13 protein-coding genes are annotated in these 13,618 nt (G+C 70.3%); 8 read left to right on the top strand and 5 right to left on the bottom strand.

Going from position 1 to position 13,618, the window contains the following annotated elements; genetic code table 11:
• Window positions 1-146: 146 nt before the first annotated feature.
• On the top strand, window positions 147-935 hold the full coding sequence (locus OH809_RS19485) for a hypothetical protein (protein WP_406421215.1): 789 nt from the start codon (window positions 147-149) through the stop codon (window positions 933-935).
• Between the two features lie 10 nt (window positions 936-945).
• On the opposite strand, the gene OH809_RS19480 is transcribed toward OH809_RS19485, so the two are convergent.
• Together OH809_RS19480 and OH809_RS19475 are read right to left on the bottom strand one after the other, a co-directional pair.
• A complete protein-coding gene (locus OH809_RS19480) occupies window positions 946-1,188 on the bottom strand; it encodes a hypothetical protein (RefSeq protein ID WP_266983174.1) in 243 nt (80 codons plus the stop codon).
• Window positions 1,185-1,433, bottom strand: coding sequence for a hypothetical protein (locus OH809_RS19475; protein ID WP_406421216.1), 249 nt, complete (start codon window positions 1,431-1,433; stop codon window positions 1,185-1,187). Before OH809_RS19475 ends, OH809_RS19480 begins: the two co-directional genes overlap by 4 nt.
• A 365-nt stretch (window positions 1,434-1,798) precedes the next feature.
• On the opposite strand from OH809_RS19475, the gene OH809_RS19470 reads away from it, so the two are divergent.
• Complete coding sequence (locus tag OH809_RS19470; protein WP_406421217.1) at window positions 1,799-3,970, top strand: FG-GAP repeat domain-containing protein; 2,172 nt, start codon at window positions 1,799-1,801, stop codon at window positions 3,968-3,970.
• Window positions 3,971-4,208: 238 nt separating this feature from the next.
• On the opposite strand, the gene OH809_RS19465 is transcribed toward OH809_RS19470, so the two are convergent.
• Entirely contained in the window at window positions 4,209-4,970 is a 762-nt protein-coding gene (locus tag OH809_RS19465) for a phosphoglyceromutase (RefSeq protein ID WP_266983164.1), read from the bottom strand.
• A gap of 206 nt (window positions 4,971-5,176) precedes the next feature.
• Here OH809_RS19465 and OH809_RS19460 point away from each other — a divergent pair, with 206 nt between their 5' ends.
• Window positions 5,177-6,484 (top strand): MDR family MFS transporter, encoded by a 1,308-nt coding sequence (locus tag OH809_RS19460; RefSeq protein WP_406421218.1) that lies wholly within the window; start codon window positions 5,177-5,179, stop codon window positions 6,482-6,484.
• Window positions 6,485-6,909: 425 nt separating this feature from the next.
• Here OH809_RS19460 and phoU read toward each other — a convergent pair whose 3' ends face one another.
• On the bottom strand, window positions 6,910-7,587 hold the full coding sequence (phoU, locus tag OH809_RS19455) for a phosphate signaling complex protein PhoU (RefSeq protein ID WP_406421219.1): 678 nt from the start codon (window positions 7,585-7,587) through the stop codon (window positions 6,910-6,912).
• Between the two features lie 196 nt (window positions 7,588-7,783).
• Here phoU and OH809_RS19450 point away from each other — a divergent pair, with 196 nt between their 5' ends.
• Together OH809_RS19450 and OH809_RS19445 are read left to right on the top strand one after the other, a co-directional pair.
• Window positions 7,784-9,058 carry a sensor histidine kinase gene (locus OH809_RS19450; RefSeq protein ID WP_406421220.1) on the top strand — a complete coding sequence of 425 codons (1,275 nt, stop codon included), beginning with the start codon at window positions 7,784-7,786 and terminating at the stop codon, window positions 9,056-9,058.
• On the top strand, window positions 9,055-9,735 hold the full coding sequence (locus OH809_RS19445; RefSeq protein ID WP_366136965.1) for a response regulator transcription factor: 681 nt from the start codon (window positions 9,055-9,057) through the stop codon (window positions 9,733-9,735). The genes OH809_RS19450 and OH809_RS19445 overlap by 4 nt, the downstream gene beginning before the upstream one ends.
• 93 nt (window positions 9,736-9,828) lie before the next feature.
• Here OH809_RS19445 and OH809_RS19440 read toward each other — a convergent pair whose 3' ends face one another.
• The gene (locus tag OH809_RS19440) at window positions 9,829-10,473 is read right to left on the bottom strand and encodes a DUF461 domain-containing protein (protein ID WP_406515394.1); all 645 of its coding nucleotides are present in this window, start codon (window positions 10,471-10,473) and stop codon (window positions 9,829-9,831) included.
• 610 nt (window positions 10,474-11,083) lie between these two features.
• Between OH809_RS19440 and OH809_RS19435 the strand changes: the two genes are divergently transcribed.
• The 3 genes from OH809_RS19435 (at window position 11,084) to ispF (ending at window position 13,090) form a co-directional block, all read left to right on the top strand.
• A complete protein-coding gene (locus OH809_RS19435; protein WP_006380568.1) occupies window positions 11,084-11,566 on the top strand; it encodes a CarD family transcriptional regulator in 483 nt (160 codons plus the stop codon).
• 290 nt (window positions 11,567-11,856) lie between these two features.
• A complete protein-coding gene (ispD, locus tag OH809_RS19430; protein ID WP_406421222.1) occupies window positions 11,857-12,603 on the top strand; it encodes a 2-C-methyl-D-erythritol 4-phosphate cytidylyltransferase in 747 nt (248 codons plus the stop codon).
• A complete protein-coding gene (ispF, locus tag OH809_RS19425) occupies window positions 12,593-13,090 on the top strand; it encodes a 2-C-methyl-D-erythritol 2,4-cyclodiphosphate synthase (RefSeq protein ID WP_406421223.1) in 498 nt (165 codons plus the stop codon). Before ispD ends, ispF begins: the two co-directional genes overlap by 11 nt.
• Window positions 13,091-13,618: the final 528 nt, after the last annotated feature.

Here is a 13,618-nt window from a genome sequence, read left to right as displayed (position 1 = left end):
GAGCGCAGGCGCTGCGGTCACGTCACCCCCGTGACCGCAGCGTCGCCTCCACGTTCTCTCACGGGGTGATCACAACGCAATCACGATCAAGTGCTGTGCCTTAATTGGTTGATCTTCAAACCATGGCTCGCTCATAGGGTTGGGCCATGAGACCTACTGCCATACGCCGTACCGCCGTTGCCGCCGCCTGCGCGATGTCCCTGACCCTGCTTGCCACCGCCTGTGGCGGAGACTCCGACTCCGGCGGCAAGGGCGGCGACGGCAAGGGCAAGGAGAGCGCCGCGGCCCAGCCTGCTGCCAAGGCGCTGACCGCCGCCGAGCTGGACAAGGTCGCGCTGGTCCAGGGTGACGTCAAGGGACACAAGGTCGCCGAGACGGGCAAGGCCGATGTCGTCTCAGCCTCGGACGTCACTGCGGACAAGGAGGCCTGCGAGCCTCTCGCCGACGCACTGATGGGCGCCGAGCTCGGCACGCCCGCGGCGGTCAACCGGCGCAAGGTGATCAGCGAGCCCAAGAAGGGCCAGAAGGACAAGCTGGACAGCGAGGACGCGGGCGAGGCCTTCACCGCCGCCTTCGACATCACGACGACGATGACGTCCCTCGCCTCGTACGACGGCAAGGGCGCCCAGGACACCGTCGAGAGCCTGCGTACCGCGGCGACCGCGTGCTCCGGCGGCTTCACCCTCACCGCGGCCGGGACGAAGCAGAAGGTCGTCACGATCAAGGAGGAGAAGATCTCGGGCGGCGAGGAGGCCGCCGCCTGGACGCTGACGGTGGAACAGGACGGCGAGAAGGCCCCGCTCAAGCTGGTCGTCGCACGCCAGGGCGCCACGGTCGCGTCGTTCAGTTCTCTCAACCTGGCCGCTTCCGGCACGGGCCAGGACTTCGAACTGCCGACCGCGGTGGTCGACGCGCAGCTCGCAAAGCTCGCCTGAGCGGCGGAAGTCAGGGAAGCGGGACCAGCCGCACCACGGTGACGGTGAGGACGGACCCGGAGACGTAATAGAGCACGATGGCCCCGGCGACGGTCGCCTCACGCCGGTCGTGCTCACTCTTGACGGCGGACGACCCGTGCCCGTACGGGTCGCTTCCCAGGGTGCGCGCCATCTCGTCCCGGAAGGTGTCGCCTTCCCGCATCTTGGCCAGGGTGTCGTCGGCGGGCGGAGCGTAGGAGATACGGAAGCTCAAGCGACGCTCCGCCTCTCGGCCTCGTCCCGCGCCAGCCGGTCCAGGATCCGCTCGGCCTCGGGATCGGGCACGGCCTCCAGCATCCAGTGCCGCATCACGGCCTGGATCTCGTGCACTCCGGCCCCGTTGATGGCGCGGTCGAACTCCTCGCGTCTCTTCTCGGGCAGCGTGGCCCGGATGTCCGGAATGCTGTTGGGCACGTCGACTTCGGTGCCGCCGACAAAGGTCTTCAGTGGCTCGCCCATGACCGTTCTCCCGATCGCCCAACGTGCTGCGCCACACAGTACGGCGGTGGGTACGGTCCGTCACCTCGCGTGCCACCACCTCTTGGACGGAGGTGCCGGGTCGTCAGAAGCCGAGGGGGACGACGGCTCGGGCAGTTCCCGTACGGCGGACCGTCGACTTCGACAGCTCGGGCCGCAGCCGCACCTCGGCGACGTCGTACCGGGTCAACGCACGGGCCGTCACCAGATACTGCCGCCGAATTCCTCTGAGCAGGGGGGAAACCTTCGCGCGGGGCGATCTTGGCTGATATACGCTGCGCCTGACTTGCTCGAACAGTTCGGCGAATCCGTGTCACCGGATACGCCCTGCCCGGGGGGGCATTCCCATGACTTCGCAGTCCCGCGCGGCGCTCGGCATCGCGCTCACTTCCGTCCTCGCCCTTGCGGCCGCGGCCCCGGCCGCCGCCCACACCACCATCACGGCCGCGGCCACCGGTACCACCGCCACGGCCGCCGGCACTGCCCCGGCCACCGTCGAGACGCGTGCGCCGGGCCCGTGGGGCACCCACACCCTGCACGCCCCGAACCCCAACCCCGCCTCCGCCTCGGGCGGGCTGAACGCCCTGGAGTCGGCCGGGAACGGCGCCCTCGTCTCCCTCACCGGCGACGGGCTCTCCCGTTCCACCCGGATCCGGCCCGCCGGCAGCACCCGCTGGCTCGCCCCGCAGACCTGGCCGGACGCCGGCGGGTACAACACCGAGCTTGTCTCGCTCGGCGACGGCTCGGTGCGCCTGGTCTGGCGGGCCAAGCGCGCCGACGACCACAACAACTACTGGCTGAAGGTGGCCACCCTCACGCCCGGCGCGACCGCCTTCTCCGAGCCCGAGTACGTCGCCGCGGTCCCCGAGAAGGGCTACCACCACCTGGCTGCGGCCCCCGACGGCCGACTGGTCGCCGTGTGGTCGGTCTCCGGCGTCGTGAAGGCCGCCGAGAAGACCGGCCCGCAGGCCGCGTGGACCGCTCCGGCCGACCTCAACGAGCAGCCGCCGTCCGGCAGTCGGGACATTTCCGGCATGGACCTGGCGGTCGCCAAGGACGGCACCGCCCTGCTGGTGTGGCAGTGGCAGGCAAGCAAGGCCGTCGTCGCCCTGGAGAAGGCCCCCGGCGCGTCCGCCTGGACCGCGGTCCAGGGCTTCCCGGTCCCGAGCGTGGACCTGGCGCGCCCGAAGGTGTTCGCCAATCCACAGGGCGGCTTCGACGTGTTCTACGACAACACCGCGCACCTCATGCACACGCGCCGGCCCGCCGGCGCCACGCAGTGGAGCACCCCGCGGTCCGCCGCCAACTATGGCAGCACGTACGGGATGACGGCGCCCGTCTACCTGCCCAACGGCGACCTCTTCGTCGTCGGCGGGCCCGGCTACTCGACCGGCCCCTGGTACGCGGTGCGCTCGGCGGCCACCGGCGTCTGGCAGCCGTACACGCAGCGCTTCTCCACGCACAAGAAGGTGCGCGCGGTCGGCGCGGCCGCCACCTCGGGCGGCACGGTCACGGTGACGTGGCGGGAGGGCTACTCGAACGAGGAGTACACGATGGCCGCCGTCTTCAAAGGCGGCACCTGGTCCGCCCCGCGGCGGCTGAGCGCGACGAGTGCCCAGTTCACCGGGGCGCCCCAGGTGGCCGCCGACGCGCTCGGCCGGCCCGTCGTGCTGTGGGACGAGTACAAGCGGACCGAGACGAACAGCAACGTCCTGGACGGCGTCTACCAGGCCACCACCACCAGCCGCGCGCTGCCCAAGTGGCGTGACTACACGGACGACGGCAAGGCCGACCTGTTCGGCCGCAACAGCACAGGGCTGAAGGTGTACGCGGGCGACGCGACGAAGCTGTCCGCGGGGCAGCGCGCGAGCAGCTGGCCGACGGGCACGCTCGTGCTGCCGTTCGGCGACCTCGACGGCGACCGCTGCAACGACGTGTTCGTCCGCTACCCGAAGGGCGAGGCCCGCGTCTACCCGACGATCTGCGGCGGGCTGCCCGACCAGCAGTCGTTCCACGTCAAGGTCTCGTCGGACTGGAGCGGGTACGACGCGGTCGTCTCGCCCGGCGACGTGACGGGCGACGGCCGGGCCGACCTGCTGACCCGGTCCGCCTCGACCGGGAAGCTGTACGTGTACGCGAACAACGGCGCGGGCGGCTTCAAGGCCCGCGCGCTCGCCGGGTCCGGCTTCGGCGGCTACAAGAGGCTGATCGCCGCCGGGGACCTCGACGGCGACGGCAAGAACGACCTGCTGGCCCTCGACGCGTCGAACGAGCTGTGGCGGTTCAGGGGGACCGGCGCCGGCACCTTCACGCCCCGGTCGCTGGTCTTCAAGGACTGGGGCACCTCCTACAAGGACGTGGTCGGCGGGCTCGACCTGTCCGGGGACGGCCGGGCCGACCTGATCTCGCTCGACAAGGACGGCCGCGCCTGGCTGAACCGGGGCAACGGCCACGGCGGCTTCGACAACCGGTCGCAGGTCGGCAAGGCCACGAACTGGTCGGGCATCCGCATCTCCTGACGGCGCGGATCCGGGGGCCACTCGGACCACGGGGGTCCCGGGGGCCGCTTTCGCGTCCTGTCCCGGTTCAGGGGGAACTTCGGACCCAGGGCTGACGCTCCGTGTGTACGCGCACGGCTGTGGCTGCTGTCTCCGATACGGCCCGATCAAGCACCTGACGGCCCAGCGGCGGCCCCAGGGCAGCAACAAGCCCCCTACTCGCGGAGATACCGCAGGTAGGGGGCTTGCTTTCGGTGTGCTACTTCTTCTTGCCCTGGTTCTTCACGGCCTCGATGGCGGCCTTCGCCGCGTCCGGGTCGAGGTACGTGCCGCCCGGCTTCAGCGGGCGGAAGTCGGCGTCCAGCTCGTAGGCGAGCGGGATGCCGGTCGGGATGTTCAGGCCCGTGATGTCGGCGTCCGAGATGCCGTCGAGGTGCTTGACCAGGCCGCGGAGGCTGTTGCCGTGGGCGGCGACCAGGACCGTGCGGCCGGCCAGCAGGTCCGGGACGATGCCGTCGTACCAGTACGGGAGCATGCGCTCGACGACGTCCTTGAGGCACTCGGTGCGCGGACGCAGCTCGCTCGGGATCGACGCGTAGCGCGGGTCGTCGCTCTGCGAGAACTCGGCGCCGTCCTCGAGGACGGGCGGCGGGGTGTCGTACGAGCGGCGCCAGAGCATGAACTGCTCCTCACCGAACTCGGCCAGGGTCTGCGCCTTGTCCTTGCCCTGCAGGGCGCCGTAGTGACGCTCGTTCAGGCGCCAGGAGCGGTGGACCGGGATCCAGTGGCGGTCGGCGGACTCCAGCGCGAGCTGCGCGGTGCGGATGGCGCGCTTCTGGAGGGAGGTGTGCAGGACATCGGGGAGCAGACCGGCGTCCTTGAGCAGCTCACCACCGCGGACTGCCTCCTTCTCGCCCTTCTCGGTGAGGTTGACGTCCACCCAACCGGTGAACAGGTTCTTCGCGTTCCATTCGCTCTCGCCGTGGCGGAGGAGGATCAGCTTGTACGGTGCGTCGGCCATGAGTCCGAGCGTAATCGAACCCGTGCGGGCTTCACGCGGCCGGTCACAGGGCGGACAGGCGGCGGGGGAGTGGCGGGTGGGGCGGCTTCGATTGACGGCAGCCGTCAAACGAGTGGCGGTCCGGAAGCAGAGCTTCGTAATGTGCTGATAGCCATCGGGCCACTTACCGCTCGAACCCGTTCCGTACGTCCCCGGGGGGAACCGTTATGTCTGTCGCCGGTCTCAGACGGGCCGCACGCGAGACCGTGTCCGGTCTCCCCAGGGAGTTCTGGTGGCTGTGGACCAGCACTCTGGTCAACCGCCTCGGGGCGTTCGTCGCCACCTTCATGGCCCTCTACCTGACCCTGGACCGGGGCTACTCCGCCTCGTACGCGGGGCTGGTCGTCGCGCTGCACGGGCTCGGCGGGGTCGTCTCCTCGCTCGGCGCGGGGGTGATGACGGACCGGCTCGGGCGGCGGCCCACGATGCTGATCGCGCAGAGTTCGACCGCCGCGTCGGTCGCGTTGCTCGGGTTCATGGTCCATCCGGTCGCGATCGCCGCGGTCGCGTTCCTCGTCGGCATGACGAGCAACGCGTCCCGGCCTGCGGTGCAGGCGATGATGGCCGACATCGTCCGGCCCGAGGACCGGGTGCGGGCGTTCTCGTTGAACTACTGGGCGATCAACCTGGGCTTCGCGGTGTCGTCCGCGGGCGCGGGGTTCATCGCCGAGTACAGCTATCGGGCCGGGTTCATGGCCGAGGCCGCGATGACGCTGTTCTGCGCGGTCGTCGTCTTCCTGAAGGTGCCGGAGTCCCGGCCGGAGCGGACACCGGGAATCACGAAGGGCGCGGCGGCCGAGTCCGAGGTCCGGCTCTCCACCGTGCTGCGCGACGGCCGCTTCATGAGCGTCGTCGGACTGTCGTTCGTGGTCGCGCTGATCTTCCAGCAGGGGTACGTGGGGCTGCCGGTGGCGATGGGTACGGACGGGCTCTCCAGCTCCGACTTCGGTACCGCGATCGCCGTCAACGGTGTGCTGATCGTGGCGCTCCAGATCCCCGCCACCCGCTTCATCCAGCACCGCGACCCGCGCGGGCTGCTGGTCGTGTCGTCGTTGCTGGCGGGGTACGGATTCGGGCTGACCGTGTTCGCCGGGTCGGTCGCCGTGTACGCGCTGACGATCTGTGTCTGGACGGTCGGCGAGATCATCAACGCACCGGTCCAGAGCAGCCTGGTCGTCCGCCTCTCCCCGGCCCACGGCCGGGGCCGCTACCAGGGCATGTACACGCTGTCGTGGTCGGCGGCCGCGCTGGTCGCTCCGCTGATGTCCGGTCTGGTGATCGACCACTACGGGGCGACGTGGCTGTGGGGGATGTGCGGGGTGCTGGGGACCGTCGCGGCGCTCGGGTACTGGGTGCTCATGCGCGGGCTTCCGACGGAGGAGAAGGTGACCGAGGTGGTGGCGGTGACGGCTGTGGAGGCCGAGCCGGACGCGGCCTCGGGCGCCCCGCAGGGTGTGGTGGAGCGAGCGGTCTGACCGGCGTCACCGCCTGAAACGGCACTGCCTGAAACGCACCGGACCGGCGCCCCGCACGGGGCGCCGGTCCCGTGGCGTCCGGTCAGCCGGAGCAGCCACCGCACTGGCACGGCGCGCCCGACTGGCAGCCGCATCCGCAGCCCGATCCGCAGCCACAGGCACCGAGCACCGTCAGATGGACCACTTCAGCGGGTGTCTCCTGCTGCGGGTCGGTCGTGGGGGAGTCGGCCATCGTTCCTCCTCAAGGACGTACATCCCGGCGTACGACAGGGCCGTACGACCGACTGCGACGTACGACCGGGGCGTACCACCAGGCGTACCGCCTGCCGCCCCACCCCATTCATGCCCACTCCGGCTGCCCCATCAACGGCGCACAGACGGCGCATCCAAGGCACACCCGCGCAAAACGCGCGGTCTCCTACCCGTTACGCGCCCTCTACCGACGCCGCATTCTGGATGTCGTCCGCGTGTTCACCCGTCACCAGATAGACGACCCGCTTGGCGACCGACACCGCGTGGTCGGCGAAGCGCTCGTAGTAACGGCCGAGCAGCGTCACGTCGACGGCGGTCTCGATGCCGTGCTTCCAGCGGTCGTCCATCAGGTGCTGGAACAGCGTGCGGTGCAGCAGGTCCATCTCGTCGTCGTCCTGCTCCAGCTGGAGCGCCAGGTCGACGTCTTTCGTGATGATCACCTCGGCGGCCTTGGCCATCAGGCGCTGCGCCAGCTGCCCCATCTCCAGAATGGTGGCGTGCAGGTCGTTCGGCACCGCCGACTGCGGGAAGCGCAGCCTGGCCAGCTTTGCCACGTGCTGGGCCAGGTCGCCCGAGCGCTCCAGGTCGGCACTCATCCGCAGCGACGTGACCACGATCCGCAGATCGGTCGCCACGGGCTGCTGGCGCGCGAGGAGGGTGATTGCCCGCGCCTCCAGGTCGTGCTGGAGGTCGTCGACCTTCTGGTCCGCGGCGATCACGCTCTCCGCGAGCTTGAGGTCGGCGTCGAGCATGGACGTCGTCGCCCGGCCGATCGCCGACCCGACGAGCCGGGCCATCTCGACCAGGCCCTCTCCGATCGAGTCGAGTTCCTCGTGGTAAGCGTCACGCATGGAAGTCCCTCTCCAGTCCTCACTAAGGCCGGGGCCAGATCTGAACCCCACGCTCTCACCCTGTGGGGCGTACGCGTCCGGATCCGGCCGACCAAGTGAACCAGCCCTTGCTCCTCAGTGAACTCTGGGCGACGAGTGTTCGAGTACGCCCTCGGATGGCTGGGAGAGCGCTGCCGCACCCGCTTAACCTGGACGCATGGACGTGAACGCGGCGGTCGCCGCGGCTGCAGCGATCGCCGGGTTGTGTACCGGTGTGATCGCCATGCTGGCGTTCCGCTGGAGCGAGCGCGACCTGAAGAGCCCCACGCGCACGTCCCTGCGGCCCGACAGCAACGGTGCACTGCCCCCCGGGGTCGACACGGTGCTCTCCGTGCTCTCCTCCTCCGCGGTCGTGCTCGATGAGAGCGACAGTGTCGTCAAGGCCAGCTCCGCCGCGTATGCGCTGGGACTGGTCAGGGGCGGCCGGCTGGCCGTCGAACCCATGCTGCACATGGCCAGGGACACCCGCCGGGACGGTGAGATACGGCAGGTCGAACTGGACCTCCCCCGGCGCGGTACGGGCCGGGGCGAGGCTCTCGCAGTCTCGGCACGGGTCGCCCCGCTGGGCTCCCGGCTGGTGCTCCTGCTGGTCGAGGACCTCACCGAGGCCCGCCGTATCGAAGCGGTACGACGCGACTTCGTCGCCAACGTCAGCCATGAGCTCAAGACCCCGGTGGGAGCGCTCTCGCTGCTCTCCGAAGCCGTCATGGACGCGTCCGACGACCCGGAGGCGGTCGAGCGGTTCGCGGGCCGGATGCAGATCGAGGCGACCCGGCTGACCAACCTCGTACAGGAACTCATCGACCTCTCCCGCGTGCAGAACGACGACCCGCTGGAGGACGCCGAGCCGGTCCGGGTCGACGAACTGGTCGCCGAGGCCATCGACCGCTGCCGGCAGCAGGCCGGCGCGAAACAGATCACCATGGCCGCCGGCGGCACCGCGGAGCTCCGGATCTGGGGCAACCGCGGCCAGCTCGCCGCGGCGCTCGGCAATCTCGTGGAGAACGCCGTCAACTACAGCCCCGCCCGCACCCGCGTCGGCATCGCCGCGAGGCGCCTGGCCGTACCGGGCGGGGACCAGATCGAGATTGCCGTGACCGACCAGGGCATCGGCATCTCGGAGAAGGACCGCGAGCGGGTCTTCGAACGCTTCTACCGCGTCGACCCGGCCCGCTCACGGGCCACCGGTGGCACCGGTCTCGGCCTCGCCATCGTCAAACATGTGGCCGCCTCGCACGGCGGGGAGGTCACGGTCTGGAGCTCGGAGGGACAGGGCTCCACCTTCACCCTGCGGCTGCCCGAAGCGGGCTCCGTTCGGGACCGAGACCGCACATCGGGCGGACCGCTCATCGTCAACGGTGACGACGGGACCTACCGGACCGCCGACCCCGACACCCTCGAACCATTCCCTGCCCCGGAGGTCCTTCCGTGACCCGAGTGCTTGTCGTCGAGGATGAGGAATCCTTCAGCGACGCCCTGTCCTACATGCTCCGCAAGGAAGGCTTCGAGGTCGCGATCGCGGCCACGGGCCCCGACGGTCTCGACGAGTTCGAGCGCAACGGCGCCGACCTCGTCCTCCTCGACCTGATGCTGCCGGGCCTGCCCGGCACCGAGGTCTGCCGCCAGCTGCGCGGCAGGTCCAACGTCCCCGTGATCATGGTCACGGCCAAGGACAGCGAGATCGACAAGGTCGTCGGCCTGGAAATAGGAGCCGACGACTACGTGACCAAGCCGTTCTCCTCGCGGGAGCTCGTCGCCCGCATCCGCGCGGTGCTGCGGCGCCGCGGGGAGCCGGAGGAGGTCACCCCGGCCGCCCTGGAGGCGGGCCCGGTCCGGATGGACGTGGACCGCCACGTCGTCACGGTCTCCGGCGGCAAGGTCGACCTCCCGCTCAAGGAGTTCGACCTGCTGGAGATGCTGCTGCGCAACGCGGGCCGGGTGCTGACCCGGATGCAGCTGATCGACCGCGTCTGGGGCGCGGACTACGTGGGCGACACCAAGACCCTCGACGTCCACGTCAAGCGCCTGCGCGCCAAGATCGAGCCCGACCCGGGGGCGCCGCGCTTCCTGGTGACGGTGCGCGGCCTGGGCTACAAGTTCGAGCCGTAAACCCGGTTCCGTACGGCAGGCGGCCGGGCGGAGCACATACGACGGAGGCGCCTCCCGAGCGGGAGGCGCCTCCGTCGTGCGTATCCGCGGACGTCAGCCGGCCGGCTGCGAAGCCGACGCGGCGTCCGTCGGGCCCGCTGCGCCGCTCGCCGACTCGGACGGGCTGCCCGACGGCGCGGACCCGGACGGCGTCGTCGCGGGCGTCTCGGACGGCACCGCCGGCAGCGAGCTCGGGCCGAAGCCCGTGAAGTAGCTGGTGGCCGGGACGACGAACAGGCCGAGCGGGACGTCGCCGGTCCTGCTGAACTTGAAGACGACCGACTGCACGTTGCCGGCCTGCGCCGCCTCGCGGCCGTTCTCGATCACGGCGGCGGCATTGCCCTTGCCGCCGAGGACGACCTTGCCCCCGGCCGGGACGACGATCGGCCCCGCACCCTTGGCGGCGTGCAGCTGCACCGTCACGCCGGTGCCGGGCAGGGTGATCGCGTCCAGCCTCTGCCGTGCGACACCGTTGTTGAACAGCGTCGCGGTGACGACGGCCGGACCCGCGGCGTTGCGCTCGGGCTGGGTGATGACGTTCGCGTTCTGGATCCGGATGTCACCGATGGTGGTGGCAGCGCTGTCCGGCTTGATTTCGAGCGTCTGCGCGTCATTGCCGGCACCACACGCGGAAAGTGCACCGATCGAGATCACGATGGCAGTGGCGGCAAGGGCGCCGCGTCGAAGGCTGCGGCTCACGGCTGCGGCAACTCCTTGAACGTACGGACTTCACGGACGGGAGGGGCGAGCGACGTAAAGCCGCCCTAAGGGTGTGTCAGCGCGCTTAGGTTACCGAGCCGTCGTCGCCGCCCTGCACCCGACCCGCCCCTACCGCCCCCCGGGCATCACGAGCCGTGTCCGCAGTCGGGCCCCCGATCCGCCGGCATGCCGCCCCGCCCCCACGATTCGTGTGCTGTTCACATAACAGGCTTGATCAATTCCTCGGACCGTGACGCATTCCTTGCGCGTAATCTCCGCGAATCCTGCCGTTGATCAATTCATTGGTCATCGGCACTTACGTCCGTACGGGTGATCGATCTCCGAACGGAGTACGGAAAGTTCACTATCTGGAATCCGGCAAAACGGGACGTTCAGCCACTTCGGAGGAGGTGCGGGCGTGTGTGACGCACGTGTTTCACCCCACCCGTACAGCCGCTCCGACCTGCGAATACCACCCTCCCGATCCCTTCCGCAGCACGTTCGTGTTGCTGTTGTCAAGCCCCGAGATATGCCCTGACCTGCGAAAACGCCATTCAGGAGAAGCTGTTCTCGTGTTACTCTTGATAGCCACGGAAGGGGTACCTGTCACATGACGTTCAAGGTTGGCGACACCGTGGTCTATCCCCATCACGGGGCCGCGCTGATCGAGGCTATCGAAACTCGCCAGATCAAAGGCGTGGACAAGACCTACTTGGTGCTCAAGGTCGCCCAGGGTGACTTGACGGTTCGTGTCCCGGCGGACAATGCGGAGTTCGTGGGCGTGCGCGACGTGGTCGGGCAGGAGGGCCTGGACCGGGTCTTCGAGGTGCTCCGCGCGCCGTACGCCGAAGAGCCGACGAACTGGTCCCGGCGCTACAAGGCAAATCTGGAGAAGCTCGCCTCGGGCGATGTCATCAAGGTCGCCGAAGTCGTGCGCGACCTGTGGCGTCGTGAGCGTGAGCGCGGACTCTCCGCAGGCGAGAAGCGCATGCTCGCCAAGGCTCGCCAGATCCTGGTGAGTGAGCTCGCTCTCGCGGAGAACACGAACGAAGACAAGGCCGAGGCTCTGCTCGACGAGGTTCTCGCGTCCTGACCCGGATCGCACCGGTCGTAAATAAATGTGCCGCGGTGCCCGCTGACCAGCCGTATTCACGGTGTGTCGTCGGGCGCTGCGGCATGTCCGGATTCGGATCCGGCTATCCCATCGATACTTTGCTCGCCATCTTGCAAAGCCGACCCCGAGCAGCCGCTGCGGCTTGCCCGAACTCGACCGGGTGTCACGGAAAGGGTCCCGGTCAAGTCAAGGCGTCGCGCCCGGCTCGCTTGTGGCCATACCCATGTCGGCCGTGGAAACAAACATGCTGATGCTTCGGAGTGCAACCGATGTCTGATCAATCGCGTCCGTACCGCACCGCCGCGGTGATTCCCGCCGCCGGGCGAGGCGTACGGCTCGGCCCGGGCGCCCCCAAGGCGCTCCGTGCGCTGAGCGGCACGCCCATGCTCATCCACGCGGTACGGGCCATGGCGGCGTCCCGGTCCGTCTCCCTCGTCGTCGTCGTCGCCCCGCCGGACGGCGCGCCCGAGGTCAAGAACCTGCTGGACGAACACGCCCTGCCCGAGCGCACCGACTACCTCGTCGTGCCGGGCGGCGACACCCGCCAGGAATCGGTCAGCCTCGGCCTCGCCGCGCTCCCCGAGGACATCTCCGCCGTCCTCGTCCACGACGCGGCACGCCCGCTGGTGCCGGTCGACACCGTGGACGCGGTGATCGAGGCCGTACGCGACGGTGCGCCCGCCGTCGTCCCCGCGCTGCCGCTCGCCGACACCGTCAAGGAGGTCGAGCCCGGCGTGCCCGGCGACCCGGAGCCCGTGCTCGGCACACCCGTACGGGCCAGGCTGCGCGCCGTGCAGACCCCGCAGGGCTTCGACCGGGACACCCTGGTCCGCGCCCACGAGACCGTCGCCGTCGACGGCGAGGGCGCCACCGACGACGCGGGCATGGTCGAACAGCTCGGGGCGCCCGTCGTGGTCGTACCCGGGCACGAAGAGGCATTCAAGGTGACCCGGCCGCTCGACCTGGTGCTGGCCGAGGCGGTTCTCGCGCGCAGGAGGGCGAACGATGGGTTCTGAGCACGCGCCGGTGATTCCGCAGGTCGGCATCGGCACGGACATCCACGCCTTCGAGGAGGGCCGCGAGCTGTGGTGCGCGGGCCTGCTCTGGGAGAACGAGGGCCCCGGTCTCGCCGGCCACTCCGACGCCGACGTCGTGGCGCACGCCGCCTGCAACGCGCTTTTCTCGGCCGCAGGGCTCGGCGACCTCGGACAGCACTTCGGGACGGGGCGCCCCGAATGGTCCGGCGCCGCGGGCGTCACGCTGCTGACCGAGGCGGCGCGGATCGTACGCGCCGCGGGGTTCGAGATCGGAAACGTCGCCGTACAGGTCATCGGCGTACGACCGAAGATCGGCAAGCGGCGCGACGAGGCGCAGAAGGTGCTGTCGGCGGCGGTGGGCGCCCCGGTCTCGCTCTCGGCCGCCACATCGGACGGGCTCGGATTCACCGGCCGTGCGGAGGGGCTCGCGGGGCTCGCGACGGCGCTGGTCTACCGGGTGGGCTGACCGCGTGCGGGGCCCCTGGGCGGGGCGGGGGCGCCCCGGCGGGCGGTGCGGGTCTCGCACCCGGGTCCGGGGTGCGGGGCCCCTGGGCGGGGCGGGGGCGCCGCGTGGTGCCGGTGCCGGTGCCCGGGTCCGGGGCGGGGGTTCCGTCCTCAATCGCCGGACGGGCTGGATTTTCGGCGCCGTGTCCCGGTGGAGCCGCCGCACTGTGCGGTGGGTGGTGGGCGGGGCCCCTCCGGGGCGTCTCCTCAGAACTGGCGCGGAAGCCGGCAACGCGGGCGAACCCGGGACGAGCGCCAGTCCCTGCGGGGACTCCCCTGCACGGCCCCACCCAGGCATCACTCGCGCCCGCGACCCGGCGGTCGTGACAGGAGGGCACACCGGGCCGTTGGCGCGCGACGGCCGGTCCGGGGCCGTGCAGGGGAGTCCCCGCAGGGCGACGAACGGATACCCGGGCTTCCCCGCGTACCCGCCGAACGTTCGTCGTTCGAGGAGACACCCCGGAGGGGCCCCGGGCCACCACCCGCCGGG

The organism is Streptomyces sp. NBC_00873, assembly GCF_045207415.1.
In the GTDB taxonomy this organism is placed as follows: Bacteria; Actinomycetota; Actinomycetes; order Streptomycetales; family Streptomycetaceae; genus Streptomyces.
This window is presented reverse-complemented; position numbering and strand designations above follow the sequence as displayed.